Raw genomic sequence first — 26,111 nt, forward strand, 5'->3', positions numbered from 1 at the left:
ATTGTGCTGTGCCAAGAATGCAACAAACGTCCGGCTACACTCCATTTCACCAAGATCGTGAACGGAGAAAAGACGGAATTCCATATTTGTGAGTCATGTGCTCGTGAAAAAGGGGAAATGATTCCCGGAACATCCAATGGTTTTTCCATTCACAACCTATTGTCCGGGTTGCTTGATTTTGAACCCTCAGGCAAGAATGGAAGTGCGGGAGCTACACCTGCGCAATCCCTTCGTTGTGAAGAATGCGGCATGACCTATTCACAGTTTAGCAAAATCGGCCGCTTTGGCTGTAGTTCATGTTATAAATATTTTGACAGTCGTTTAGACCCGCTATTCAAACGGGTTCATGGCAGCACTTCTCACGTGGGTAAAGTGCCTGCACGAGCAGGTGGTCGCATCAAGGTCAAAAGACAGATTGCTGATTTGAAACGGGATCTTCAGGAGAGCATCACGCAAGAGGAGTTTGAAGAAGCAGCTCAAATTCGTGATCAGATCAGGGAACTTGAAAAAGAAATAGCTCAGGAGTAAAGTTTGTGATGAGTAGGAGGGATGCGTAATGTCTAATCTGCGTTTTACAGAGAAGGCGCTCAGCGACTGGATGCGTAGTGATGCGGCTGATTCCGAAATTGTGATTAGCAGCCGGGTCCGGATCGCACGCAACCTGCAGCATTATCCGTTTCCGATGCTGGCTTCCAATGAGCAATCGGAAGAAGTGCTGAATAAGCTGAGCGAGGTACTTCAATACGACGACGTTCATGCCTTTGGAGATTTTCATACCCTGGATCTGACTGATATCGATGACCTTGACAAACGGGTACTGGTGGAGAAACATCTGATCAGTCCCAGTCTTGCGAACGAATCCAGAAATGGTGCTGTTATTCTCAGTGAGGATGAGTCTGTCAGTATTATGATTAATGAAGAGGATCATCTTCGTATCCAGTGCCTCTATCCGGGGTTCCAGGTGAAAGAAGCCTGGGAGAAAGCTTCCGCCATAGATGATGCTTTTGAAGCGCATGTGGATTATGCTTTTGATGACCGCAGAGGATATTTAACCAGCTGTCCTACGAATGTAGGTACAGGTGTAAGAGCATCTGTCATGATGCATCTGCCCGCTCTGGTGATGACACAGCAGATCGGCCGCATTCTAAGCGCAGTCTCCCAAGTCGGACTGACTGTACGAGGAATTTACGGTGAAGGCAGTGAGGCGATGGGCAACCTGTTCCAAATCTCGAACCAGATCACACTGGGGCAGACAGAACATGAAGTCATCGATAACCTGCATAGTGTTGTGTTACAAATGATCGGGCATGAGCGTACCGCCAGAGAGCGGTTAATTACCGACTCCAGATTGCGGATTACCGACAGAGTTATGCGTTCTTACGGCATTCTGTCCCATGCAGCTATCGTCGACTCAAAGGAAGCTGCACAGCGTCTGTCTGATGTTCGACTTGGTGTAGATCTCGGCTTGTTGGACGGCTTGTCCATAACCGTGATGAACGAGCTGAATGTGATGACCCAGCCGGGCTTTTTGCAGAAAACATTTGGGGAAGACATGCGGACAGATGAGCGTGACATTTATCGTGCTCAGTTGATCCGTGATACGATTAGTGCAGCCAATCAGTCTTAGGCTAACAAGAGTTATTAACAAAGGTTTCACGTCGCATCTGCGGCTTTATATAATAAAGCATTTTATAATAAATGCTGAATGATTTTATTCGCAGCACGGCTGCAAACAAAAATGATATGAAGAATACGGCGGGATTCTTTCAACAGCCCCCGTTTTATCCAAAACCATGGAGGTGCAGGAGATATGATGTTTGGAAGATTTACGGAACGTGCCCAAAGGTGCTCGCATTGGCGCAGGAAGAAGCTGTCCGTCTTGGTCATAATAACATCGGTACAGAGCACATTTTGCTCGGCCTCATTCGTGAAGGCGAAGGCATCGCAGCCAAAGCGCTGATCGGCCTGGGACTCGGATTGGAAAAAATTCAAGATGAAGTAGAAACGCTGATTGGCCGTGGCCAAGAGCAACCTACGAACATTGCATATACGCCTCGTGCGAAAAAAGTAATTGAATTGTCTATGGATGAAGCCCGTAAATTGGGTCATACCTATGTAGGCACTGAGCACATCCTGCTCGGATTAATTCGTGAAGGCGAAGGGGTTGCAGCACGTGTGCTGAACAATCTCGGTATCAGCCTGAACAAGGCACGTCAACAAGTGCTGCAACTGCTGGGCAGCAGTGAAGCCGTATCCAGTCATAATGGAACCCCTGCCAATGTCAGCACACCAACGCTGGACAGTCTGGCACGTGACCTCACGGCTTATGCGAGAGAGAACAACCTGGACCCGGTTATTGGACGTAGCAAAGAAATTGAGCGTGTCATCCAGGTACTCAGCCGTCGTACCAAGAACAACCCGGTACTGATCGGTGAACCAGGTGTAGGTAAAACAGCGATTGCTGAAGGACTTGCACAAAAAATTATCGCCAACGAAATTCCAGAGACTTTGCGTGACAAACGTGTCATGACCTTGGATATGGGTTCCGTTGTTGCAGGTACAAAGTATCGTGGTGAATTCGAAGATCGTCTGAAAAAAATTATGGATGAAATTCGCCAAGCGGGTAACATTGTCCTGTTCATCGACGAATTGCATACCTTGATTGGTGCAGGCGGAGCGGAAGGTGCAATCGATGCTTCGAACATTTTGAAACCGGCTTTGGCCCGTGGAGAATTGCAGTGCATCGGTGCAACAACACTGGATGAATACCGCAAATATATCGAGAAGGATGCTGCTCTGGAGCGTCGTTTCCAACCGATTACGGTAGATCAGCCTTCTCCAGAAGAAGCAATTCAGATCTTACACGGCTTGCGTGACCGTTACGAAGCGCATCACCGGGTTAAAATTACCGATGAAGCGATTGTACAGGCGGTTAAACTGTCTGATCGTTACATTACAGACCGTTTCCTGCCGGACAAAGCGATCGACCTGATTGATGAGGCGGGTTCCAAAGTAAGATTGAACTCTTACACGATCCCACCAAACCTCAAACAACTGGAAAGCCGTCTCGAAGATATCCGTAAGGAAAAAGACGCAGCGGTACAAAGCCAGGAGTTCGAAAAAGCAGCAGCTCTGCGTGACACGGAACAAAAAATCCGTGAAGAGCTGGATGTAACGAAGAACCAATGGAAAGAAAAACAAGGCCGCACGGATTCGGAAGTAACGCCTGAGGATATTGCGCAAGTGGTAGCCAACTGGACTGGAATTCCGGTGAACAAGCTGAAAGAAGAAGAGACACAACGTCTCATGACTTTGGAATCGATTCTGCATGAACGTGTCATTGGCCAAGATGAGGCTGTGAAGTCCGTCAGCCGTGCAGTTCGTCGTGCCCGTGCTGGATTGAAAGATCCAAAACGTCCGATGGGTTCATTTATCTTCCTTGGTCCTACTGGGGTAGGTAAAACCGAGCTGGCTCGAGCGCTTGCAGAAGCCATGTTTGGAGATGAGAATGCAGTCATCCGGATTGACATGTCCGAGTATGGCGAGAAGCATTCCACTTCAAGACTGGTCGGAGCGCCTCCGGGATATGTGGGATACGAAGAAGGTGGACAGCTGACAGAGAAAGTTCGTCGTAAACCTTACTCCGTCGTCCTGCTCGATGAAATCGAGAAAGCACATCCGGAAGTATTCAACATCTTGCTGCAAGTCCTTGAAGATGGCCGTCTGACTGATTCCAAAGGTCGCGTCGTGGACTTCCGTAATACGTTGATCATCTTGACATCCAATGTCGGTGCAGAAGCGATCAAACGTAACTCTACACTGGGCTTCACAGCAGTTGTGGATGCAGGTGCGGATTACGATAACATGAAGGGTAAAGTGATGGATGAGCTGAAGAAAAGCTTCCGTCCTGAGTTCCTTAACCGGATTGATGAAATTATCGTGTTCCACTCTCTTGAAGAGAAACACATTGCTGAGATTGTTACCCTTATGAGTGAAGAGCTTCGTAAACGGCTGCGTGAGTATGAGGTCGACTTCGAGCTCACTGACAATGCCAAGGATTTCCTTGCCAAAGCAGGCTTTGATCCAGCCTATGGTGCTCGTCCGCTTCGTCGGGCGATCCAGAAGCATATCGAAGACAAATTGTCTGAAGAGTTGCTCACAGGTAATGTGGTCAAAGGAGATTCGTTGCTTATTGACGAAGAGAACGGAGCATTGTCTGTAACGAAAAAGACGTTGTAGTTCCTTCCAATGAGGAAATCGAAACAAAATAAGTGACCCTTAATCAGTTTACTGATTCTGATGCATAAAACAAAAATCCTTCCTGGCTTTAGCTGGGAAGGATTTTTTGTGTTTTTGGACCAGTTAGAGCCCGAAAGCTCTGTTGTTTATCAAAACGACATTTGAACTGCTACGAACATGTGTAAAGTTTGCGATAATCCTTTACGAAAAATCTCAAACAATGGTAAACTTTTATTAACCCTACACGTCAGGGCATATAGGGCAAAATTCGTCGAAAAATGCAAAATGCTGTTATAAAATAAATCCTAGGAGTGCTGAAGTGGCCAAAGTTAAAACCAAGTTTCAGTGTACGGAATGCGGCTATGAAGCCCCCAAATGGTACGGCAAATGTCCGGGTTGTCAGTCTTGGAATTCAATGGTGGAAGAAACCGAAACGGTGGTCAAAACACAAGGGAGAAATTCCCCTCTCTTTGAGAGTAAAGATAAGCCACTTCCCATCATAGATATAGATAGCGGTCAGGAACCGCGTGTACAGACTGGAATTGAAGAGCTGAATCGGGTTTTGGGCGGCGGAATTGTTCCGGGATCTCTCGTTCTGGTGGGCGGAGACCCGGAATTGGAAAATCAACGTTGATGTTGCAGACATCTCATGCTTTGACCCATTCAGGTTTGCGTGTGTTATATGTCTCGGGTGAAGAGTCAGTCAAGCAAACCAAATTGCGTGCTGACCGTTTGGGTGCGCTGTCTCCTGAGTTATATGTATTGTGTGAGACCAATATGGAGCGGGTCGAGGAAGCGGTGGAGCAGATCCAGCCGCATTTTCTTGTCATCGACTCCATTCAAACTGTATATCTGCCAGAAGTCACCAGTGCACCCGGCAGTGTAGCTCAGGTAAGGGAATGTACGTCACGGTTCATGCGGATCGCCAAAGGCCGAGGCATTGCAACCGTGCTTGTGGGGCATGTTACGAAAGAAGGCGCCATTGCCGGTCCACGTATGCTGGAACATATGGTGGACTGTGTTCTTTATTTTGAAGGAGAGCGGCATCATACGTATCGCCTTTTACGTGCGGTAAAGAACCGTTTTGGTTCGACCAATGAGATTGGCATTTTTGAGATGGGTGAAGAAGGACTTCGTGAAGTGGGTAACCCTTCAGAACTCTTCCTGTCGGAACGTCCGCTTGGTGTAGCGGGTTCTACGGTAGTTGCCAGCATGGAGGGCACACGTCCTCTGCTCGTGGAATTGCAGGCGCTCATCTCGTCTACACACTTTCCTTCCCCACGTCGCATGGCCACAGGGATAGACCATCACAGGCTGAACCTCATTATTGCTGTACTTGAGAAAAGAATGGGCATGTTTTTGCAAACACAGGATGCGTATCTAAATGTAGCTGGGGGCGTGCGGCTGGATGAACCAGCTATCGATTTGGCGGTTGCGGTCAGCATTGCATCCAGTCTGAGGGATGTACCGACCAAACCGGATGACGTCGTCTTTGGCGAAATCGGTTTGACGGGTGAGGTTCGGGCTGTTTCACGGGCTGAACAACGGGTGAAAGAAGCTCAGAAATTGGGCTTTAAGCGTGTTATTTTACCAGAAAAAAGCTTAAAGGGCTGGAAACATCCTCGCGGGATACAACTGATCGGTGTGAATACCGTGGCAGATGCACTAGCGGTTGCTTTAGATTAGGGGGCATAACAAGATGAAAGATTCGAGCCAACTGGATAATATGAACGAATTGTTAAGGCTGATCGCACCAGGTACACCTTTCCGCGAAGGTCTGGAGAACGTGCTGCGCGCCAAGACGGGTGCACTGCTGGTTGTAGGATACAGCCCTGAAGTGATGGAAGTGGTGGATGGAGGATTCTCGATTAACTGTGATTTCTCTCCGAACTATCTGTATGAACTCGCCAAGATGGACGGTGCCATTATCCTTAGCGAGGATTTGAAGCGTATTCTATACGCCAATACTCAGCTCATTCCTGACTCATCCATCTCTTCATCTGAGACGGGGATCCGTCACCGGACGGCTGAGCGTGTCGCGAAACAAACAGGTAAATTAGTCGTATCTATATCGCAGCGCCGGAATATTATCACCTTATATCAAGGAACACTACGGTATTCCCTCAAGGAAATCGGGGTTATTTTGACCAAAGCGAATCAAGCGATCCAAACCCTGGAGAAATACAAAGCTGTATTGACACAGTCCCTTACGAATCTGAGTGCCTCCGAGTTCGAGGAACTGGTCACGATTCCTGAGGTGGTGAATGTCATTCAGCGTACAGAAATGGTTATGCGCATCAAAACGGAAATCAAACGTTACATTCATGAACTCGGCAACGAGGGACGTCTGATCTCCATGCAGATGGAGGAACTCGTTGGTACAACGGAAGAGGAAGCCTGGTTGCTGTATAAGGACTATGCCCGTGTTGACAGTGATGACAAAATCCGTGAGATTATCGTGGGTCTGAAAAGATTGTCGGACGATGAATTGCTGGATGCACATCATATTGTACGTCTGCTGGGATACCCTTCGTCAGCGGCTACCTCCGAAGATTCGGTTGCGCCTCGCGGATATCGGGTATTAAATAAGATCCCCCGCCTGCCGAATGTCATTATCCATAACCTGGTGGGTCAATTCGAACAATTGCCTCATGTCATTATGGCTACAATTGAAGAGCTGGACGAAGTGGACGGGATTGGAGAGGTACGCGCCGGACTATTAAGGAAGGTCTCAAGCGTTTGCAGGAGCAGATGTTTATTGACAGACAGATGTAAGGGTTTGCCTATAACGGCTTGAAAATAATGAGGTGAAACAACGATGTTAACCAGATTCATTCCGAATCTCTTTACCTTGGGTAATCTGTTTCTTGGAATGATGGCAATCCTGCTTGCAATTGATGGGAATTATAGTTTGGCTGCTATTTTGGTCATTATTGCGATGTTGCTTGACGGCCTCGATGGTCGTGTAGCACGGGCACTGAATGCCCAGAGTGAATTTGGTAAAGAGCTGGATTCTTTGTCTGACATGGTGTCATTTGGTGCAGCTCCGGCCCTGATTATATTCATGGTCTCGTTTCAGGATGCAACTCCGGTTCTTGCCTGGATCGCAACCGCAAGCTTTCCCATTTGTGGTGCCATCCGTCTTGCCCGGTTTAATGTTCGCCCCGGTATCCCCGGGTACTTCACAGGCTTGCCGATTCCAGCAGCCGGAGGTGTACTGGCTACACTGTCCCTGTTTAACAAGGATATCGGTCCTGTAAGTATGATGATTGCGACGCTGCTGTTATCATATCTGATGGTAAGTTCGCTGAAATATCCCAATTTCAAAAAGGTTGGTCTGCCGCGTAAAGCGATCTGGATTGCACCATGGGTTATCGTCTTTGCGGTAGTGGTGGCGGTCATGTTCCCAGAACAACTATCCAAATTGATCTTTATTCCACTTGTGTTATACGCTCTATATGGAATGAAGCATAATGTGCGGACGGCAGCCTCACGTAACCGCGCCAAAAAGCGTAAAGAAGAGAAGTCTTCACGTCCTTCCGATCGCTAGGCATTCCATCATTCTGGAAGTCGGTCGGTGTCTCCTATATCCAAACAATACAAAGAAAGCACGTACGCTCCTGAACGGAGAATGCGTGCTTATTTTTGTTTTCCAAATCTATAAGGTAACTTAACCATTTGCAACGAAATACGTATTGTTTACGACAAATTGAACATCCCTAACGTCGAACATTTCTGTGACTCGTGATTTACGACTTCTTCCATGTTGATGTCCAGCAGATTGCAGAGAGCCGACATATAAAACAGGTTCCGCCCCAGTTCAGAGCTGATCACCTCTTTACAATTCTCGCACAATTCACCTTCCACATGCGTTTCCAGCAGCCCTTTGGATTGAGCGATATCGCTCTCCGGGGCATATTTCTGCTTGGTGGCGTGCAGCTCAATGCAGCCGCATTCGGTAATGGCCTTGGATACGGCACGATTGACAGAAGCTCCGGCTTGTCCCGTTTTGGACAGTACATCAATCAGGCTGCGATGACGCAGCAACAGCTCGGAAACTTGATCCTGAAAAGCCTGTAAACTTAGCGTACTCATTTTGCTACTCACCTCGGGATATGAATTGAATTCATTATATGCCAATAATTTACCTTCTTTCAACTGACGATTTCAACATTTCCAAAAAGTTCTTGTAAAGCGGGATTAGCAATCCGGGAATTGGATCATACTGGATATAAAGATGAAGATATATTGAAGGAGGTGCAGGGACTTATGTGGAAAAAAGGCATTTTAACTTTTACAGGATTGTGCGGTGCATGGTTCGGCTACACGGCATATCATCTGGCAGGAAAATCTGTCCCTTGGATGGCTGAATGGATTCAGTCAGCAGGACTGTTAGGGGCTGGGGTAGCAACGCTATTAGGAGCAGTAATGTTTATGTCTGTATGCAACATCGGTGGAACATTAATGGCAACCAGACTGCAGAATGGGATTGATTCTCTAGCAAAGGTGCCGATGAATGAATTGGCTGCAGGTGCCGCTGGTACCGTTGCTGGTTTACTGATAGCCTTGCTTTTATATCCTTGTGTGGCATGGCTGGGGACGGCTGGAGAAGTGCTGCAGGTGGCACTGACGGTCGTAAGTAGCTATGCAGGCTATATGCTTGCCATGGCAAAGAAAGACGATCTGGCGGCATTCTGGATGTCAGGACGCTGGGGTCATCCCGAGGTGGACGAGGAAAGACGTCTGGAAGAGCACAAAATTTTGGATACCAGTGTCATTATCGATGGTCGCATCGCAGATATATGCAAAACCGGATTTATTGAGGGCACGATTGTAATCCCGGAATTCGTTCTGGAGGAATTGCAGCACATTGCTGATTCATCGGACTTGCTCAAGCGAAACAGAGGACGCAGAGGGCTTGATATACTGAATAAAATTCAGAAGGAATTGGATGTTAAAGTACTCATCTACGAAGGAGATTTCGAGGAAATTTCCGAAGTGGACAGCAAACTGGTCAAGCTCGCCAAGGTGCTTCAGGGTAAAGTCGTCACCAACGATTTCAACCTGAACAAGGTCTGCGAATTGCAAGGAGTATCCGTGTTAAACATCAACGATCTTGCCAATGCTGTTAAGCCGGTGGTATTACCGGGTGAGGAGATTATGGTGCAGATTATCAAGGATGGCAAGGAGCATGGTCAGGGTGTAGCTTATCTGGATGATGGCACAATGATTGTTGTGGAAGGCGGACGCGAGTATATCGGCATGATGATGGAAGTGCTGGTGACCAGCGTGCTGCAGACGTCAGCAGGACGAATGATTTTTGCCAAGCCGAAACTGTTGGAAAAAGCCCAATAAAGCGGTATGATGGGTAGTGTATCGTTTAACGATATTTTATATCGAAAGTTAGATATTTTGTATCTTAAGACGATAAACTGACAGACAAGGCAGGGATTGCGGCATGGATAAAGGGTGGGGCGTTGTCATTGTGGCAGCAGGTCGAGGGACCCGGATGGGAACGACCGAGAGCAAGCAGTTTCTGCTGCTGCAGGACAAGCCCGTTTCATACATACGCTCGAAGTGTTTGCGGCTTTGGACGAGGTCAGCGAAATGGTGCTGGTCACAGGATCTGCCGATGTTGAACGCTGCCAGGATTGGGTAAAAGAATACCGACTGGAATCACGTGTCCGTGTCATCCCCGGAGGGAAAGAGAGACAGCATTCTGTCCACGAAGGCCTTAAGGCACTGGGGACGGATTGGGTCCTCGTTCACGACGGGGTACGCCCTTTTATAAACCGTGAGCAGATTATGGGGTGTATGAAGGCGGCCATGTCGGGTGGAGCAGCTGTACTGGCCGTTCCAGTGAAGGATACGATCAAACAAGTCAATGCGGAGGGAATCGTTACGGCGACGCCTGACCGCAGCAGTCTGTGGAGCATTCAAACCCCGCAGGCTTTTCGTCTTTCTTCCCTGGTGCTCGCATACGAATCGGCGGAACGGGACGGATTTCTCGGAACGGATGACGCGATGCTGGCTGAACGCCAGGGAATGTCGGTCAAGGTTGTGGAAGGCAGTTATACGAACATCAAATTAACGACACCGGAAGATTTGGAATACGCTGCGTTTATCCTGGGGGAGAGAAGAAGCGATGATACGTGTAGGACAAGGATTTGATGTACACCAGCTGGTAGAGGGACGCCCATGCATTATTGGCGGGGTGACGATTCCTTATGAAAAAGGACTGCTGGGCCACTCGGACGCAGACGTGCTGCTGCATGCCATTAGTGATGCTATTCTTGGTGCGCTTGCGCTTGGGGATATTGGCAAACACTTCCCGGATACCGATCCGGAGTTCAAGGATGCCGATAGCCTGAAACTGCTGGAGCATGTGTGGCAGTTGGTGAAGGATCGCGGATACCGTCTGGGGAACATCGATTCAACCATTATTGCACAGAAACCGAAGATGGCACCTTACGTTCCGCAGATGGCCGAGATTATTGCCAAGGCACTGGAAGCGGATGTAACTCAGGTGAATGTCAAAGCGACAACAACAGAGCAACTGGGATTCCCCGGACGGGAGAGGGCATAGCAGCCCAATCGGTTGTTTGCCTTGTTCGCGTGTGATATTATCAACCAATTAGAGACGGAGGGGATATTATGAGCACCGAAGTTCGCGTGCGTTACGCGCCAAGTCCAACGGGACACCTGCATATCGGGAACGCCCGTACAGCGCTGTTTAACTATTTGTATGCCAAACATAATAACGGCAAATTCATTATTCGTATTGAGGATACGGACGTGAAACGCAACATTGCCGGTGGTGAAGAAAGCCAGCTGAAATACCTGAAATGGCTCGGAATCGAGTGGGACGAAAGTATTGATGTCGGCGGAGAGTACGGACCATATCGTCAGACGGAACGTCTGGACATCTATCGTAAATATACGCAGGAATTGCTGGACAAAGGTCTGGCTTACCGCTGTTATTGCACAGAAGAAGAGCTGGAACAAGAACGCGAGGAACAGACAGCTCGTGGAGAAACACCGCGTTATTCGGGCAAACACCGTGATCTGACACCGGAGCAACAAAGTGCATTTGAAGCGGAAGGCCGTGTGGCAAGTATTCGTTTCCGTGTACCGACAGAACAGACATATACGTTTGATGATATGGTAAAAGGTACAATCTCATTCAACAGCAAGGAATCCGGCGACTTCGTTATTGTGAAAAAGACGGCATTCCCACGTACAACTATGCAGTTGCTGTGGATGATCACCTGATGAAGATCTCTCACGTCCTGCGTGGAGAGGATCACATCTCTAACACACCGCGTCAACTGATGATCTATGAAGCGCTTGGCTGGGAACCTCCGCAATTCGGTCATATGACGCTGATCGTGAATGAAAACCACAAAAAGCTGAGCAAACGGGATGAGTCTGTTATTCAGTTTATTGAACAATATGATCAGCTCGGCTATTTGCCGGAAGCAATGTTTAACTTCATCTCCCTGCTTGGCTGGTCGCCTGAAGGAGAAGAAGAGATCTTCTCGCAGGAGCAGTTAATCTCCATTTTTGATACGAAGCGTCTGTCCAAGAGCCCGGCGGTATTTGATACCCATAAGCTGGCTCACTTGAACAACCATTACATCAAAAATGCGGACCCGGATCGCATTGCCGAAATGGCGATTCCCCATCTGCAAAAAGCGGGACGTATTCCGACTGAGCTGTCTCCGGAACAGAAAGAATGGGCATATACGCTTGTTCACCTCTACCAGGAACAGATGAATTCTGCCTCCGATATCGTGGAATTGTCGGAAGTGTTCTTCCGTTCCCACATGGAGCTGGAAAGTGAAGGGGCCGCTGTACTGGCTGAAGAGCAGGTGCCAACCGTTCTGAAAGCATTTGCTGATAAGGTACAGGCAAGCGACGAATTTACACCAAGCAAGATGGCTGCGCTGATCAAGGAAGTTCAGAAGGAGACCGGATTTAAGGGCAAACAGCTGTTTATGCCAATCCGTGTTGCTCTGACAGGACAGACTCATGGCCGCGATCTAAACCAAACGATTGTATTGCTTGGTCGCGATACGGTTATTGATCGATTGCATGCTCAGGTTAAAGGCGCGTAAGAGTACCCCTGTTTTAGTCTGCTTTGGACTTAAGGGTGGAGCTTCGTTCAGACCGATATGAAGGAAGATTGTTGTCAGTCCATAACCTTTTCGCTATAATAGCAACACAAAGGTTAAATGGTATGATTTTATCATTCATCATAAAAACAGCAAAGACCGGGAGAAGTAGGCTGAACCGGACAGATTCAGAGAGGATGGTCCTGCAGTAGAGAACAAGATTCTTTACTGCGGTGGCTGTGAGCCATCCGCTGTCCGCCAGTCGAAATGCACCCGTGAGCTGCACAGCCGAATCCGGCCCCGCCTCTTGTTTTGTAGAAGAGAGGAAAACGTCAGGATAGGTTGTGACGGTTGGTTCCCGTTACGGAACTGTTGAGGGTTCATTCTTGTGCTAGGATATGAAGCAGCTATAACAGGCTGCTCAGTTCTTGTATGTTAAGGCATGAACCGAGCAGAGTGGGACCGCGATAAACGCCTCTGCAGCTTAAATAGCTGCAGGGGCGTTTTCTGTTTAGGTCGAGTCGGAAGTACACTACCATGAGGGCCGCGCCATCCGGTAAGCCGGAGGACGAAGACCTGAACAAGAGGGGAACGAGCATGTTCAAGAAGATCAGATCAGATATCCAGGCGGTGTTTGAAAACGATCCGGCGGCCCGGGGTTGGTTTGAGGTTGTATTTACCTACTCGGGGCTGCATGCGATATGGGCGCACCGGATGGCACACTTTTTATACAAGCGGAAATGGTTTTCTTTCGCCCGCTTCATTTCACAGGTCAGCCGTTTTATGACAGGCATCGAAATCCATCCTGGGGCTACCATTGGCAATCGGCTGTTTATTGACCATGGCATGGGAGTCGTAATTGGGGAAACGTGTGAAATTGGGGATGATGTTGTCATTTATCAGGGGGTAACGCTTGGCGGAACGGGTAAAGAAAAAGGGAAGAGACATCCGACAATTGGCAATAATGTGGTTATATCATCCGGGGCGAAGGTGCTTGGTTCCTTCAGTGTGGGGGATCAAAGCAATATTGGTGCGAACTCGGTTGTGCTGAAGGAAGTCCCCTCAAACAGCACCGTTGTAGGCATACCGGGCAGAATCGTGAAGCAGGATGGGCGCCGGGTGGACCGTCTGAATCAACAGCTTCCCGATCCGGTCATCGACTCCCTGCGTAGCATGCAGCAAGAAATCGAACGATTGCGTGAAGAAGTGCGTACTTTGCAGAGTACCCGTGAAAGTGAGTCTTCCCGTGGTACAATAGAATAATGATGAAAACGGATGAAAGGAAAGTGACTATGACGCTTCAAATTTACAATACGATGAGTCGTACCAAAGAGAATTTTGTTCCTCAAGAGCCAGGAAAAGTGAAAATGTATGTGTGCGGGCCAACGGTATATGATTACATTCATATCGGAAATGCACGTCCGGTTATTTTTTTCGACACGGTTCGCGGATACCTGGAACAGACCGGTCATGAGGTGAACTATGTCGTGAACTTCACGGATGTCGATGACAAGCTCATTCGTAAAGCCGAGCAGCTTGGGACGGATGTTCCTCATGTCGCCGAGAAGTTTATTGCGGCTTATTACGAAGACCTCGAAGGGCTGGGTATTCCAAAGGCAAGCAGTAATCCTAGAGTGACGGAAAACATGCCGCTCATTATTGATTTTATCCGTGAGCTGGTTGAAAAGGACTTTGCCTATGAAAATGGCGGTGATGTATATTATCGCACAGGCAAATTCGCAGAGTATGGCAAACTGTCGAAGCAAAACCTTCAGGAATTACAGTTTGGAATTCGCATTGGTGTAGATGAGCGCAAAGAGCACCCGGAAGACTTTGTGCTCTGGAAAGCTGCGAAGCCGGGTGAGATCTTCTGGTCCAGTCCGTGGGGGATGGTCGTCCAGGCTGGCATATTGAGTGCTCTGCCATGGCACGGGAGTATCTGGGGGACACGCTGGATATTCACGGTGGAGGACAGGATCTGCAGTTCCCGCACCATGAGTGCGAATGCGCTCAATCCGAGGTGTTGACGGGCAAACCGCTCGCAAACTACTGGATGCATAATGGATTTATCCGTATTGATAATGAAAAAATGTCGAAATCACTCGGTAACGGTGTGCTTGTTAAAGACCTTCGAAATCAATACAAACGCGAAGCCATTCGATACTTCATGTTGTCTACTCACTATCGCAATCCGTTGAACTTTACGGAAGATACGATGGAGCAGGCGCAGAACAGTGTAGACCGGATCGCCAATAGCGTGGGCAACCTGAAACATCGCTTGCAGGCTGTAAGTGTGGACCAGGCTGTGTCGGAAGAGTTCGCTGCTAGGCTGGAGCAAATTCGTCAGCAGTATCATCAAAAAATGCAGGATGACTTCAATACGCCTGATGCAATCACGGCGCTGTTTGAGTGGGCTGGGGAAGCTAACCAACTGCTGCAGCAAGATGTGGTTAATGCTGCGGACATTCGTGCCCTGTTGGAATTGTTCAGTGAGCTGAATGCGGTGCTTCGCATTTATACCGAGGCGGAACCAGAACTCTTGGACGAAGAAATTGATCGTCTAATTGAAGAACGTAACGAAGCACGTAAGACCAAAAACTGGGCACGTGCTGATGAAATTCGGGATGAACTGTCTGCGCAGGGTATCTTGCTTGAGGATACGGCTCAAGGAATGAGATGGCGGCGCAAATGAGCGAGGAACAACTGAATAAGTTGTCTGAATCTGTCGAGCATGTCGAGCAACCGAAGGAACAACAGCCAGATGAACAGTCTCTGCAAGTTGACCAAGGGGGATGGTTTCCTTATCCCCATCTCGGCCTGCACGGTTGATTCCACCTATTGCTCTTGCCTATATTGGGGATGCGGTATATGAGGTAGCCGTACGACAGTATCTGTTATCTAAAGCCAACATGCGCCCCAACCATCTGCACCGTAGTGCGACAGGCTTGGTATCGGCGAAGGCACAGAGCCGTATTCTCACAGGTATTGAGGCTGAGCTGACCGAGGAAGAACGTGACATTGTCAGACAAGGTCGTAATGCCAAGTCCGGCAGTATTCCCAAAAACGCAGACGTTTTGGAATATAGACATGCCACAGCTTTAGAGTGTCTGATCGGTTACCTGTATAGCAGTGGTCGGCATGATCGCATGATTGAACTGATTCGTCAGGGTATCGAGCATGCCGAACAAAATTCGCAATTACCTACAAAATAATACTAATTACAACAAAATCGCTCTGTAAGGTACGCTGATCATGGCGTAGTAAATTACAAGGCGTTATAGAGAGGATCGAATAAAGATGGAAGAAGAATGGATCGCCGGTAAGCACTCCGTGACGGAGGCGCTGCGTTCAGGCCGGACCATTAATAAAATATGGATTGCAGATACCGCGCAAAAACATCTGACTCAACCGATTATCACGGAAGCGAAAAAACTGGGTATTGTCATTCAGCATGTAGACAAGCGTAAACTGGATCAGACGGTCCCGGGCGTTCAACACCAGGGAGTGGTGGCACAAGCGGCACCTTACGCTTATGTGGAGGTTGAAGACATTCTTGCTGCAGCGGCTGCAAAAAATGAACATCCATTTTTGATTTTGCTGGATGAGATTGAAGATCCTCATAATCTTGGATCGATTTTGCGGACGGCCGACTGCACAGGTGCCCATGGTGTCATTGTACCCAAACGGCGCTCAGCTGCAGTTACAGTGACCGTATCCAAAACATCTGCAGGTGCGGTAGAGTACGTGCCAGTTGCTCGTGTAAGCAATCTCGGTCAAACCATCGATCGTCTTAAGGAAGAGGGCGTGTGGGTTGTGGGTACGGATGTTGCTGCTCAGGAGAGCGTGTTTGGGAACGGAGTCTTTACAGGCCCGGTAGCCCTCGTGATTGGGAACGAGAACAAAGGGATGGGACGGCTCATTCGTGAAAAATGTGATGTGCTGATCAAATTGCCGATGCAAGGACAGATTAATTCCCTGAATGCTTCTGTGGCAGCGGGGGTTGTCATGTATGAAGTGCTCCGCTCGCGCCAAGCGCAGGACTAGAAGATATGGCTGATTCCCGTGATGTGCTTCTTGTAGACGGGTACAACATGATTGGTGACTGGCCGGAGCTATCCCGATTGGCGGAGAGTGGGCTGGAGGAGGCCCGCAACAGGCTTCTCTCTCGTCTAGCCGACTATCAGGCATTCTCCGGCTTGAGAGTCATTGTTGTTTTTGACGCCTACCTCGTGCCTGGACTCGGTAAATCCTTTACACAGAGCAAAGTACAGATCTTTTTCACAAAGGAAAGAGAGACGGCAGACGAATGCATTGAGAGACTCGTTCGGGAACTAAGCACGCGAAGACGCCAAATCTATGTGGCTACAAGTGATATGGTAGAGCAGCATGTTATTTTTGGACAGGGAGCTCTGCGTGTATCCGCAAGGGAATTGCTCATCGAAGTAGAGCAGAACGAAAAAGAGTTACAGAAACGTCTGGAAGAAGATCAGGCTAAAGCAACGCGAAATACGCTCGGCGGGAAGTTAAGTCCGGATGTTTTGAAGCAGTTTGAGCGATGGCGCCGGGAATAACAGCACGGTTTTACAGAAATTAGAATTTTGAAACTCTTGACAATTATGTTATTGATGTTCTTTTTTAGGCAGAGCGTGGTTGACGGTGTGAGGTACCATCATATATACTGATCCTATATTTCATAGAGTAGAGTAACGGGGTACCTTGCGTTGCAGCCGGAGGGATTGTCTGTGAGTGTCGACCTCAAAGATATCATGTTATCCAAGTATGATTACCAAAGTGACGAAGACATTGTCGAAGCGGTCCGTGAAGGTGAAAGCGAAGCGCTGGAGTTTTTGATTAACAAATATCGTAACTTTGTACGCGCCAAGGCAAGATCTTATTTTCTGATTGGAGCTGACCGGGAGGATATCATTCAAGAAGGAATGATTGGACTCTATAAATCCATTAGGGATTTCAAAGGGGACAAGCTCGCTTCTTTCAAAGCTTTCGCCGAGTTGTGTATTACACGACAGATTATTACGGCAATCAAGACAGCAACACGTCAGAAGCATATTCCGCTTAATTCTTATGTATCACTGGACAAGCCTATTTATGACGAAGAGTCCGATCGTACGTTACTCGATGTGATTTGTGGAACACAGGTCAGCGATCCGGAAGAGCTTATCATCAATCAGGAAGAGTTTGTGGGCCTGGAAGATAAGATGTCTGAGATTCTGAGTGATCTGGAACGTAAAGTATTGATGTTGTATCTGGACGGGAGATCTTATCAAGAGATTGCAGTGGATTTGGACAGGCATGTGAAGTCCATTGATAATGCACTTCAGCGCGTGAAGCGCAAACTTGAAAAGTACCTGGAAGTTCGAGATAATTGAACACATGTTGTCGTTGACGGAAAAGGCTCGGGGTTTGAGTCTTTTTTGCTGCCTTAAGTTTATAAAGTAAAAGAATGATTATACTAGTAATCGCTTGGTCCATGCAGGAGAAGAGAAAAACAGAGATGCGAAACCAAATGTGTTGGCAAGGAACTTTTACCCACTGATGAGAGGCTAATCTTTCATTGACAGGGTTATACCCATATGATAAAGTGTTTTAGGTAGGCCTAAATTCGCGGCTTTTTTTTAGGATCAATTTAGAGACTCCGCTTCAATGTGGAAGTCTTCGGGAGGTGTACATCATGCGGGTAATTATTACTTTGGCTTGTACGAATTGCAAACAAAGAAATTACACTACGACGAAAAACAAGCGTAATCACCCCGACCGCATGGAGATGAAGAAATTTTGCAAGTTTTGTAACGAGCAGACTTCTCATCGCGAAACCAGATAGTTTTTTGGAGGTGTAGTCGGCGTGAAACGTAGTTTCAAATCTCTGATTTCCTTTTTCTCTGAAAGCTGGGCTGAACTTAAAAAAGTTCGCTGGCCTAATCGTAAAGAGCTGACCAACTACACATTGATCGTTCTTGGTACTGTTGTGGTTATGACGCTGTTTTTTTGGGTCGTTGATATCGGCATCTCCGCTGTGATCGAAGCGATTATTTAAGAAGGGTCCCAGGTGGCTTGATATGGAAAAAAGATGGTACGTCGTTCATACCTATTCAGGGTATGAGAATAAGGTCAAAGCCAATTTGGAAAAACGCGTAGAGTCCATGGGCATGGAAGACAAGATTTTCCGCGTTCTTGTTCCTATGGAAGAAGAAGTGGTGAACAAAGACGGTAAGAAAAAAACCGTTATGCGTAAAGTTTACCCCGGTTATGTCTTGGTCGAAATGGTCCAGACGGATGACTCTTGGTATGTTGTTCGCAACACACCAGGTGTTACGGGATTTGTCGGTTCGACAGGTTCCGGGTCCAAACCAACAGCCTTGCTGCCTGAAGAAGTGGAACAAATTCTGAAGCATATGGGCATGGTTGAGCCGAAGCCTAAAATTGAATTCGATATTAAGGAATCCGTACGTATTAAAGTTGGTCCTTTTGCGAATTTTGTGGGCTCCGTGGAAGAAATCTTGGTAGACAAAAGCAAGTTGAAAGTGCACGTGAACATGTTTGGACGGGAAACACCGCTTGAGTTGGAATACACGCAAGTGGAGAAGATATAGTTTCTTCAAGTTTCTTGTGGGAGGGCTGAGAGGCCCGTTAACCACTATTTTGCAAGGAGGTGTCAATCATGGCAAAAAAGGTAATCAAAATGGTAAAACTGCAAATTCCAGCAGGTAAAGCGAATCCAGCGCCTCCGGTAGGTCCAGCTTTGGGTCAAGCAGGTGTCAACATCATGGCATTCTGTAAAGAGTTCAACGCTCGTACAGCCGATCAAGCGGGATTGATTATTCCTGTTGAAATCACAGTATTCGAAGACCGTTCCTTTACTTTCATTACTAAAACTCCACCAGCAGCAGTTCTGTTGAAAGTGGCAGCTAAAGTAGAAAAAGGATCCGGCGAACCGAACAAGAAAAAAGTAGCTACCGTTAAACGTGATGCGGTACGTCAAATCGCGGAACAAAAAATGCCTGACCTGAATGCTGCTGACGTTGAGTCTGCAATGCGTATGGTCGAAGGTACTGCCCGCAGCATGGGTATCACCATCGAAGACTAATTTTTCATCTGAAACATGGCTTCGTAAAGCCGGCCGATTCGCGGCCGGTTGATGTGGGAGGTATATCCGCTAACACCACAAAGGAGGAATATAACATGGCTAAACACGGTAAAAAATACCTGGAAGCTGCCAAGCTGATTGACAGCGAAGCAACTTACGAGCCTTCAGAAGCTGTAGAGCTTGTGAAAAAGGCAGCCACTGCAAAATTCGATGAAACGATCGAAGCAGCAGTACGCTTGGGCGTTGACCCACGTAAACAAGACCAGGCAGTACGTGGTGTTGTTGTCTTGCCACACGGCACAGGTAAAACACAACGCGTATTGGTATTTGCAAAAGGTGACAAAGCGAAAGAAGCGGAAGCGGCTGGCGCGGACTATGTTGGTGATGCAGACATGATCAACAAAATCCAACAAGGTTGGTTCGAATTCGACGTCTGCGTAGCGACACCGGACATGATGAGTGAAGTAGGTAAATTGGGCCGACTGCTCGGCGGTAAAGGTCTGATGCCTAACCCTAAAGCCGGAACGGTAACTTTCGATGTATCCAAGGCTGTTCAAGAAATCAAAGCCGGTAAAATCGAATATCGTCTGGATCGTGCAGGTCAAATTCATGCACCGATCGGTAAAGCTTCTTTCTCTGCAGAGCAACTGAATGAGAACCTTAAAGCTCTCATGGATGCTTTGACTCGTGCTAAACCGGCGGCAGCAAAAGGTGTTTATCTGAAGAATGTAAGTCTTTCTTCCACGATGGGCCCTGGAGCACGCGTGAACGCAGCATCTTTTAGATAATATCACTTGACAGGCTTGTCCTGTTCTGATAATCTATAAAAGTTGTGAGTCCGAGTGACTGACCGTTGACATTTGAATATGCTTACCGTAGACAGTAGGTGCCATTTTGGCTTAATTTCCTGCCGAGGTGTGATTATAGAACTTAGAACGATGCAAATCGGTTATGAGTATATATCAAGCCTTCGTGATTCTACGGAGGCTTTTCTTAATGGGATAAATTTGATCAGGAGGTGTACAGTTTGGCAAACGCAAAAGTGATTCAAGCAAAACAAGAATCCGTTGATGCAGTAACAGCAAAATTGCGCGAGAGCGTTACTAGCGTTGTTGTTGACTATCGCGGTTTGAACGTTGCCCAAGTAACTGAGCTGCGTAAGCAGCTTCGTGAAGCCGGAATCGAATTCCAAGTGCTGAAAAACTCGTTGCTTCGCCGCGCAGCAGCTGCAGCAGAACTGACAGAACTTAACGAAGTACTGTCAGGTCCTAGTGCAATTGCATTCAGCGTAGACGACGTAGTGGCTCCAGCCAAAATTCTGAACGACTTCGCGAAAAAGAACGATGCACTGGAATTGAAAGGTGCAGTCGTAGAAGGTCGCGTAATTGGAGTAGAAGAAGTCAAAGCATTGGCAGAATTGCCATCCCGCGAAGGTCTCCTCTCCATGCTCCTCAGCGTGCTTCAAGCGCCAGTGCGCAACTTCGCGCTTGCGGTTAAAGCTGTTGCTGAAAAAGAAGAACAAGGCGCGTAAGCAACTTGATCTGAACGCTGCTTAGCAGTGATGAAATACAAAAAAAATAATATTATATATGGAGGTTCAATCATGAGTAAAGAGCAAATCTTGGAAGCAATCAAAGGCATGACTGTACTGGAACTGAATGATCTCGTTAAAGCAATCGAAGAAGAATTCGGCGTAACTGCTGCAGCTCCAGTAGCTGTTGCAGGTGGCGGAGCTGCTGCAGCTGAAGCTGAGCAATCCGAGTTCGACGTAATCTTGACTAGCGCTGGTGCTTCCAAAATCAACGTTATCAAAGCAGTTCGCGAAATCACAGGTCTTGGCCTGAAAGAAGCAAAAGAAGTAGTTGACAACGCTCCAAAAGCGTTGAAAGAAAAAGTTAGCAAAGAAGAAGCAGAAACGGTTAAAGCTAAGCTTGAAGAAGCAGGCGCTACAATCGAAGTTAAATAATTTGGCTTTCATTAGCTAAATGAACAAAACAACAAACCCCTTGACTTATATCAAGGGGTTTGTTGCTGTAATTGTAAATGGAAAGTGAGTGAGGACATGTCCAATCATTATTATTCGGACAAACCGCAGGTGGCACATGACAGACGGGCTACAGAAGCGGAGCTACGCGGATGGAAATTACGACTCGTTACGGATGCAGGGGTATTTTCCAAAAACGGAATCGATTACGGCAGCAGAGTGCTGATTGATGCTATAGAGTTGCCTGCTGGAGCTCATGTACTGGATGTGGGTTGCGGGTATGGGCCAATTGGTCTTACAGCAGCTAAACTTGTACCGGATGGACATGTCACCATGATCGATATCAATGAGAGAGCCGTTGAGCTTTCCAAGGAAAATGCAAAAGCGAATGGTATAACGAATGTAACGGTTATGCAAAGCAATCTTCTGGCTGAAGTTGAAAAGGAAGACTTTGACGCGATTCTGACAAATCCTCCGATCCGTGCGGGTAAGGAAACCGTGCATTTGATCTTTGAACAGGCGTATCGCCATTTGAAGGTGGGCGGGGCGTTATGGATTGTCATTCAGAAAAAGCAGGGAGCACCTTCGGCAAAAGCGAAGCTGGAATCTCTCTTTGGACGAGTGGAGGAAGTAACGAAGGATAAAGGCTACCGAATTTTCAAAGCGGTAAAATTGGAAGAGACGCCTTTAGGCTAAATCCTGATTTGTAAAGTAAGCAGGGGAGCATTTTTTTTGCAATAGGACTATTGACTTGAAATTCAGGTCGTGGTATTATTGTAAAATGTCAGTATTAAGATGCCCTATTTGGCTTTAGCTAACTAAAAATGTCAACCTTTTTTACGCCGAACGGGCTTATTATGCCAACGTTTGGCGTATAATATGTACATTTTGGGCAAACTGGGGATAAGTATGTTTTGGAAAGACATCCGCCGATCAAAGTTGCTCTTTTTTCGAACGACATTCGAGTAAGGGCTTTTCTTTATTTGTGGATGCATTGCTTTGCTCTGTATGTGTACCATTATAAGGTTACAAACAGAGGTTCGCAACGAAATTTTTAAAGTGAGTAGACATTGAGGGGTGAGTTTAAGTTGGCAGGACATCTTGTTCAATATGGTCGACGCACTCGGCGCAGTTATGCACGAATTAACGAGATACTCGAAGTTCCGAACCTGATTGAAATCCAACAAAAATCTTACGATTGGTTTTTGGAGGAAGGGTTGCGCGAAATGTTCCAGGATATCTCGCCGATCCAGGATTTTACAGGTAACTTGATTTTGGAATTTATCGACTACAGTCTCGGTGAACCGAAGTATACAGTAGATGACGCGAAAGAGCGCGACGTTACTTATGCAGCACCGCTTCGGGTCAAAGTCCGGCTCATTAATAAGGAAACCGGCGAAGTCAAAGAGCAGGAAGTATTCATGGGAGATTTCCCGCTGATGACCGACACCGGCACATTTATTATTAATGGTGCGGAACGGGTTATTGTCAGCCAGTTGGTTCGCTCTCCTAGCGTTTACTTCAGTACCAAAGTAGATAAAAACGCCAAAAAAACGTATACCGCTACAGTTATTCCTAACCGCGGCGCTTGGCTCGAACTGGAGATGGACGCGAAGGATGTTGTTTACGTCCGGATCGACCGCACACGTAAAATACCGGTGACGGTTCTCCTGCGTGCACTTGGTTTTGGCACAGACGCTGAGATTCTGGATCTGCTCGGTAATGACGAATATATCCGCAACACGCTGGACAAAGACAATACGGATTCTACGGAGAAAGCGCTGATTGAGATTTATGAGCGTCTTCGTCCGGGCGAGCCGCCAACGCTTGATAATGCGAAAAGCTTGCTCGTCGCTCGTTTCTTTGATCCAAAACGTTATGACCTTGCTAATGTGGGTCGTTACAAAATCAACAAAAAGCTGCACATCAAGAACCGTTTGTTCAACCAACGTTTGGCTGAGTCTCTTGTGGATACCGAAACCGGTGAAATCATTGCCGAAGCAGGTCAAATGATAGACCGTCGTCTGTTGGATGAAATCATGCCGCAACTGGAGAAAAGCGTTGGTTTCCGCACATATCATGTGGCTAACGGCGTTTTGGATGCCAATGATATCCCGATGCAAACGATTGATGTGTTTTCACCGATTGAGGATGGTAAGGTCGTTAAACTGATTGCCAATGCTAATATTGATAAATCAGTGAAGAACGTTACACCAGCTGATATCATTTCATCTATCAGTTACTTCATTAACCTTTTGCATGGCATCGGAAGCACAGATGATATCGATCACCTGGGTAACCGTCGTCTTCGCTCGGTTGGTGAACTCTTGCAAAATCAATTCCGTATCGGTTTATCCCGTATGGAACGTGTAGTTCGTGAGAGAATGTCCATTCAGGATGCTAACGTAATCACGCCTCAGGCTTTGATTAACATACGTCCTGTTATCGCATCCATTAAAGAGTTCTTCGGTAGCTCCCAATTGTCACAGTTTATGGATCAAACGAACCCATTGGGTGAGTTGACGCATAAACGCCGTCTGTCCGCTCTCGGACCAGGTGGTTTGACGCGTGAGCGTGCCGGCATGGAAGTCCGTGACGTGCATCCATCCCACTATGGCCGGATGTGTCCAATCGAGACACCAGAGGGACCAAACATTGGTTTGATCAACTCATTGTCGACATTTGCCCGTGTGAACGAATATGGTTTCATTGAAGCTCCTTATCGCTGGGTAGATCCGAAGACTGGTGTCGTAACCGAGCAAATCGATTACTTGACAGCAGACGAAGAGGACAACTATGTAATCGCTCAAGCGAATGCGAAGCTGAATGAAGATAGTACATTTGAAGAAGAAGCGATCATTGTACGTTACAACAAGCAGTCGGATAACATCCTTACGATGCCGAGTGAACGCGTTGACTACATGGACGTATCTCCTAAACAAGTTGTATCCGTCGCTACGGCGCTCATTCCGTTCCTTGAGAACGATGACTCCAACCGTGCGCTCATGGGATCAAACATGCAGCGGCAGGCCGTTCCACTCTTGATTCCAAAAGCACCGCTTGTCGGAACAGGTATGGAACATAAAGCCGCGAAAGATTCCGGTGTATGTATTGTCTCCAAATATGACGGGATTATTGAACGTTCTTCTGCGAATGAAATTTGGTTGCGTCGTATTGAAGAAGTCGATGGTCAAGAAGTTAAAGGCGATATCGTTAAATATAAATTACACAAATTTATGCGTTCGAACCAAGGAACATGCATTAACCAACGTCCGATTGTCAAAAGAGGTGCTGTTGTCAAAGCTGGCGACATCCTTGCAGACGGTCCTTCGACGGAAATGGGTGAATTGGCACTGGGACGTAACGTCGTTGTTGCTTTCATGACTTGGGAAGGTTACAACTACGAGGATGCGATCCTGCTCAGCGAAAAACTCGTGAAGGAAGATGTCTACACATCGATCCATATCGAGGAGTATGAGTCTGAAGCACGTGATACTAAGCTCGGTCCTGAAGAGATCACGCGTGACATCCCTAACGTTGGGGAAGAAGCGCTGCGTAATCTGGATGAGCGCGGTATTATCCGTATCGGTGCAGAAATCAGTGCTGGTGACATTCTGGTTGGTAAAGTAACACCAAAAGGTGTAACAGAACTGACTGCAGAAGAGCGTCTCCTTCATGCGATCTTTGGTGAGAAAGCACGTGAAGTACGTGATACTTCCTTGCGTGTACCTCACGGTACTGACGGTATCGTAGTCGATGTAAAAGTCTTCACCCGTGAAAATGGTGATGAACTGCCTCCAGGTGTTAACCAGCTCGTTCGTGTCTATATTGCTCAAAAACGGAAAATTTCCGAGGGTGATAAAATGGCCGGACGTCACGGTAACAAAGGGGTCGTGGCCCGTATCCTGCCGGAAGAAGATATGCCTTTCCTGCCAGACGGTACACCAGTTCAAATCGTTCTTAACCCGCTGGGCGTACCTTCCCGGATGAACATCGGTCAAGTGCTTGAAGTTCACTTGGGTATGGCAGCCATGCAGCTCGGTATTCACGTAGCTACTCCTGTATTCGACGGAGCGAAGGAGTATGACGTCTTCGATACGATGGAAGAAGCAGGTATGCAGCGGAATGGTAAAACCGTTCTGTACGACGGTCGTACGGGAGAAGAGTTCGAACGTGAAGTTACTGTTGGCGTCATGCACATGATCAAGTTGGCGCACATGGTTGACGATAAAATCCATGCTCGTTCCACAGGTCCTTACTCACTCGTTACGCAACAGCCTCTGGGTGGTAAAGCCCAGTTCGGTGGACAACGTTTCGGGGAGATGGAAGTATGGGCGCTTGAGGCTTATGGTGCGGCCTATACACTGCAAGAAATCTTGACTGTTAAGTCCGATGACGTTGTAGGTCGGGTGAAAACATATGAGTCCATCGTCAAAGGCGAGAATGTTCCGGAACCAGGTGTTCCTGAGTCATTCAAAGTATTGATCAAAGAGCTGCAAAGCTTGGGTATGGACGTTAAGATTTTGAGCGAAGATGAGCAAGAGATTGAAATGAAAGAAATGGACGATGAAGATGACGCTGCGAGCGATAAGCTCAGCCTCAACCTTGAGGGTACAGAGGTCGGAGCGGAGTAACCGCTTCGGGCGCATGATGACCGGCGCTTTTCATCAGG

18 protein-coding genes, 8 pseudogenes and 1 other annotated feature are annotated in these 26,111 nt (G+C 47.4%); of the genes and pseudogenes, 25 read left to right on the plus strand and 1 reads right to left on the minus strand.

Annotation, left to right across the window (positions count from 1 at the left end; all coding sequences use genetic code 11):
• Window positions 1-3: 3 nt before the first annotated feature.
• From ACTWJ7_RS05925 to pssA, 6 genes and pseudogenes are all read left to right on the plus strand, one after another.
• Window positions 4-528 carry a UvrB/UvrC motif-containing protein gene (locus tag ACTWJ7_RS05925; RefSeq protein WP_079348920.1) on the plus strand — a complete coding sequence of 175 codons (525 nt, stop codon included), beginning with the start codon at window positions 4-6 and terminating at the stop codon, window positions 526-528.
• Window positions 529-556: 28 nt separating this feature from the next.
• On the plus strand, window positions 557-1,627 hold the full coding sequence (locus ACTWJ7_RS05930) for a protein arginine kinase (RefSeq protein ID WP_301879989.1): 1,071 nt from the start codon (window positions 557-559) through the stop codon (window positions 1,625-1,627).
• 183 nt (window positions 1,628-1,810) lie between these two features.
• A pseudogene (locus ACTWJ7_RS05935) lies at window positions 1,811-4,239 on the plus strand (ATP-dependent Clp protease ATP-binding subunit).
• 319 nt (window positions 4,240-4,558) lie between these two features.
• Window positions 4,559-5,925 (plus strand): annotated as a pseudogene (gene radA / locus ACTWJ7_RS05940) (DNA repair protein RadA).
• A 13-nt stretch (window positions 5,926-5,938) separates the two neighbouring features.
• Window positions 5,939-7,014: pseudogene (disA, locus tag ACTWJ7_RS05945) on the plus strand (DNA integrity scanning diadenylate cyclase DisA).
• Between the two features lie 43 nt (window positions 7,015-7,057).
• A complete protein-coding gene (gene pssA, locus ACTWJ7_RS05950) occupies window positions 7,058-7,789 on the plus strand; it encodes a CDP-diacylglycerol--serine O-phosphatidyltransferase (protein ID WP_301879988.1) in 732 nt (243 codons plus the stop codon).
• 149 nt (window positions 7,790-7,938) lie between these two features.
• Here pssA and ACTWJ7_RS05955 read toward each other — a convergent pair whose 3' ends face one another.
• Entirely contained in the window at window positions 7,939-8,334 is a 396-nt protein-coding gene (locus ACTWJ7_RS05955) for a hypothetical protein (protein WP_024633611.1), read from the minus strand.
• A 174-nt stretch (window positions 8,335-8,508) separates the two neighbouring features.
• On the opposite strand from ACTWJ7_RS05955, the gene ACTWJ7_RS05960 reads away from it, so the two are divergent.
• From ACTWJ7_RS05960 to rpoB, 19 genes and pseudogenes are all read left to right on the plus strand, one after another.
• Entirely contained in the window at window positions 8,509-9,594 is a 1,086-nt protein-coding gene (locus ACTWJ7_RS05960) for a PIN/TRAM domain-containing protein (protein WP_079348926.1), read from the plus strand.
• A gap of 103 nt (window positions 9,595-9,697) precedes the next feature.
• Window positions 9,698-10,410 (plus strand): annotated as a pseudogene (gene ispD, locus ACTWJ7_RS05965) (2-C-methyl-D-erythritol 4-phosphate cytidylyltransferase).
• Window positions 10,385-10,860: pseudogene (gene ispF, locus ACTWJ7_RS05970) on the plus strand (2-C-methyl-D-erythritol 2,4-cyclodiphosphate synthase). Before ispD ends, ispF begins: the two co-directional pseudogenes overlap by 26 nt.
• 33 nt (window positions 10,861-10,893) lie before the next feature.
• Window positions 10,894-12,356 (plus strand): annotated as a pseudogene (gene gltX / locus ACTWJ7_RS05975) (glutamate--tRNA ligase).
• A gap of 594 nt (window positions 12,357-12,950) precedes the next feature.
• Window positions 12,951-13,616 (plus strand): serine O-acetyltransferase, encoded by a 666-nt coding sequence (gene cysE / locus ACTWJ7_RS05980; protein WP_079348929.1) that lies wholly within the window; start codon window positions 12,951-12,953, stop codon window positions 13,614-13,616.
• 29 nt (window positions 13,617-13,645) lie between these two features.
• A pseudogene (gene cysS, locus ACTWJ7_RS05985) lies at window positions 13,646-15,045 on the plus strand (cysteine--tRNA ligase).
• Window positions 15,030-15,565 (plus strand): annotated as a pseudogene (locus ACTWJ7_RS05990) (Mini-ribonuclease 3). Before cysS ends, ACTWJ7_RS05990 begins: the two co-directional pseudogenes overlap by 16 nt.
• A gap of 85 nt (window positions 15,566-15,650) precedes the next feature.
• On the plus strand, window positions 15,651-16,397 hold the full coding sequence (rlmB, locus tag ACTWJ7_RS05995) for a 23S rRNA (guanosine(2251)-2'-O)-methyltransferase RlmB (RefSeq protein WP_024633603.1): 747 nt from the start codon (window positions 15,651-15,653) through the stop codon (window positions 16,395-16,397).
• A 5-nt stretch (window positions 16,398-16,402) separates the two neighbouring features.
• Entirely contained in the window at window positions 16,403-16,924 is a 522-nt protein-coding gene (locus ACTWJ7_RS06000) for an NYN domain-containing protein (protein ID WP_024633602.1), read from the plus strand.
• A gap of 171 nt (window positions 16,925-17,095) precedes the next feature.
• A complete protein-coding gene (gene sigH / locus ACTWJ7_RS06005; protein ID WP_024633601.1) occupies window positions 17,096-17,740 on the plus strand; it encodes an RNA polymerase sporulation sigma factor SigH in 645 nt (214 codons plus the stop codon).
• Window positions 17,741-18,042: 302 nt separating this feature from the next.
• Window positions 18,043-18,192 (plus strand): 50S ribosomal protein L33, encoded by a 150-nt coding sequence (rpmG, locus tag ACTWJ7_RS06010; RefSeq protein WP_072735843.1) that lies wholly within the window; start codon window positions 18,043-18,045, stop codon window positions 18,190-18,192.
• Between the two features lie 21 nt (window positions 18,193-18,213).
• Complete coding sequence (gene secE / locus ACTWJ7_RS06015) at window positions 18,214-18,405, plus strand: preprotein translocase subunit SecE (protein ID WP_024633600.1); 192 nt, start codon at window positions 18,214-18,216, stop codon at window positions 18,403-18,405.
• 22 nt (window positions 18,406-18,427) lie between these two features.
• On the plus strand, window positions 18,428-18,961 hold the full coding sequence (gene nusG, locus ACTWJ7_RS06020) for a transcription termination/antitermination protein NusG (RefSeq protein WP_024633599.1): 534 nt from the start codon (window positions 18,428-18,430) through the stop codon (window positions 18,959-18,961).
• 68 nt (window positions 18,962-19,029) lie between these two features.
• On the plus strand, window positions 19,030-19,455 hold the full coding sequence (rplK, locus tag ACTWJ7_RS06025; RefSeq protein WP_024633598.1) for a 50S ribosomal protein L11: 426 nt from the start codon (window positions 19,030-19,032) through the stop codon (window positions 19,453-19,455).
• Between the two features lie 95 nt (window positions 19,456-19,550).
• Window positions 19,551-20,243 (plus strand): 50S ribosomal protein L1, encoded by a 693-nt coding sequence (rplA, locus tag ACTWJ7_RS06030; RefSeq protein WP_024633597.1) that lies wholly within the window; start codon window positions 19,551-19,553, stop codon window positions 20,241-20,243.
• 67 nt (window positions 20,244-20,310) lie between these two features.
• Window positions 20,311-20,459, plus strand: a sequence feature (ribosomal protein L10 leader region).
• Window positions 20,460-20,482: 23 nt separating this feature from the next.
• Window positions 20,483-20,986, plus strand: a complete 504-nt coding sequence (gene rplJ, locus ACTWJ7_RS06035; protein WP_079348932.1) for a 50S ribosomal protein L10 — start codon at window positions 20,483-20,485, stop codon at window positions 20,984-20,986.
• Window positions 20,987-21,058: 72 nt separating this feature from the next.
• Window positions 21,059-21,421 (plus strand): 50S ribosomal protein L7/L12, encoded by a 363-nt coding sequence (rplL, locus tag ACTWJ7_RS06040; protein WP_079348933.1) that lies wholly within the window; start codon window positions 21,059-21,061, stop codon window positions 21,419-21,421.
• Window positions 21,422-21,517: 96 nt separating this feature from the next.
• Window positions 21,518-22,135 carry a class I SAM-dependent methyltransferase gene (locus ACTWJ7_RS06045; RefSeq protein WP_301879982.1) on the plus strand — a complete coding sequence of 206 codons (618 nt, stop codon included), beginning with the start codon at window positions 21,518-21,520 and terminating at the stop codon, window positions 22,133-22,135.
• Window positions 22,136-22,527: 392 nt separating this feature from the next.
• On the plus strand, window positions 22,528-26,073 hold the full coding sequence (gene rpoB / locus ACTWJ7_RS06050) for a DNA-directed RNA polymerase subunit beta (RefSeq protein WP_024633593.1): 3,546 nt from the start codon (window positions 22,528-22,530) through the stop codon (window positions 26,071-26,073).
• Window positions 26,074-26,111 lie beyond the last annotated feature (38 nt).

Origin of the sequence: Paenibacillus sp. 1A_MP2 (genome assembly GCF_052244825.1) — a bacterium.
Classification (GTDB): Bacteria; Bacillota; Bacilli; order Paenibacillales; family Paenibacillaceae; genus Paenibacillus; species Paenibacillus vandeheii.

What these genes read in the sequence shown, in the direction of transcription:
- rlmB (WP_024633603.1), top strand. Translation starts at nt 15,651, where the DNA reads ATGGAAGAAGAATGGATCGCCGGTAAGCACTCCGTGACGGAGGCGCTG.
- ACTWJ7_RS06045 (WP_301879982.1), top strand. Translation starts at nt 21,518, where the DNA reads ATGTCCAATCATTATTATTCGGACAAACCGCAGGTGGCACATGACAGA.
- ACTWJ7_RS05930 (WP_301879989.1), top strand. Translation starts at nt 557, where the DNA reads ATGTCTAATCTGCGTTTTACAGAGAAGGCGCTCAGCGACTGGATGCGT.
- rplK (WP_024633598.1), top strand. Translation starts at nt 19,030, where the DNA reads ATGGCAAAAAAGGTAATCAAAATGGTAAAACTGCAAATTCCAGCAGGT.
- rplA (WP_024633597.1), top strand. Translation starts at nt 19,551, where the DNA reads ATGGCTAAACACGGTAAAAAATACCTGGAAGCTGCCAAGCTGATTGAC.
- rpmG (WP_072735843.1), top strand. Translation starts at nt 18,043, where the DNA reads ATGCGGGTAATTATTACTTTGGCTTGTACGAATTGCAAACAAAGAAAT.
- ACTWJ7_RS05955 (WP_024633611.1), bottom strand. Translation starts at nt 8,334, where the DNA reads ATGAGTACGCTAAGTTTACAGGCTTTTCAGGATCAAGTTTCCGAGCTG.
- nusG (WP_024633599.1), top strand. Translation starts at nt 18,428, where the DNA reads ATGGAAAAAAGATGGTACGTCGTTCATACCTATTCAGGGTATGAGAAT.
- ACTWJ7_RS06000 (WP_024633602.1), top strand. Translation starts at nt 16,403, where the DNA reads ATGGCTGATTCCCGTGATGTGCTTCTTGTAGACGGGTACAACATGATT.
- rplL (WP_079348933.1), top strand. Translation starts at nt 21,059, where the DNA reads ATGAGTAAAGAGCAAATCTTGGAAGCAATCAAAGGCATGACTGTACTG.
- ACTWJ7_RS05960 (WP_079348926.1), top strand. Translation starts at nt 8,509, where the DNA reads ATGTGGAAAAAAGGCATTTTAACTTTTACAGGATTGTGCGGTGCATGG.
- cysE (WP_079348929.1), top strand. Translation starts at nt 12,951, where the DNA reads ATGTTCAAGAAGATCAGATCAGATATCCAGGCGGTGTTTGAAAACGAT.
- pssA (WP_301879988.1), top strand. Translation starts at nt 7,058, where the DNA reads ATGTTAACCAGATTCATTCCGAATCTCTTTACCTTGGGTAATCTGTTT.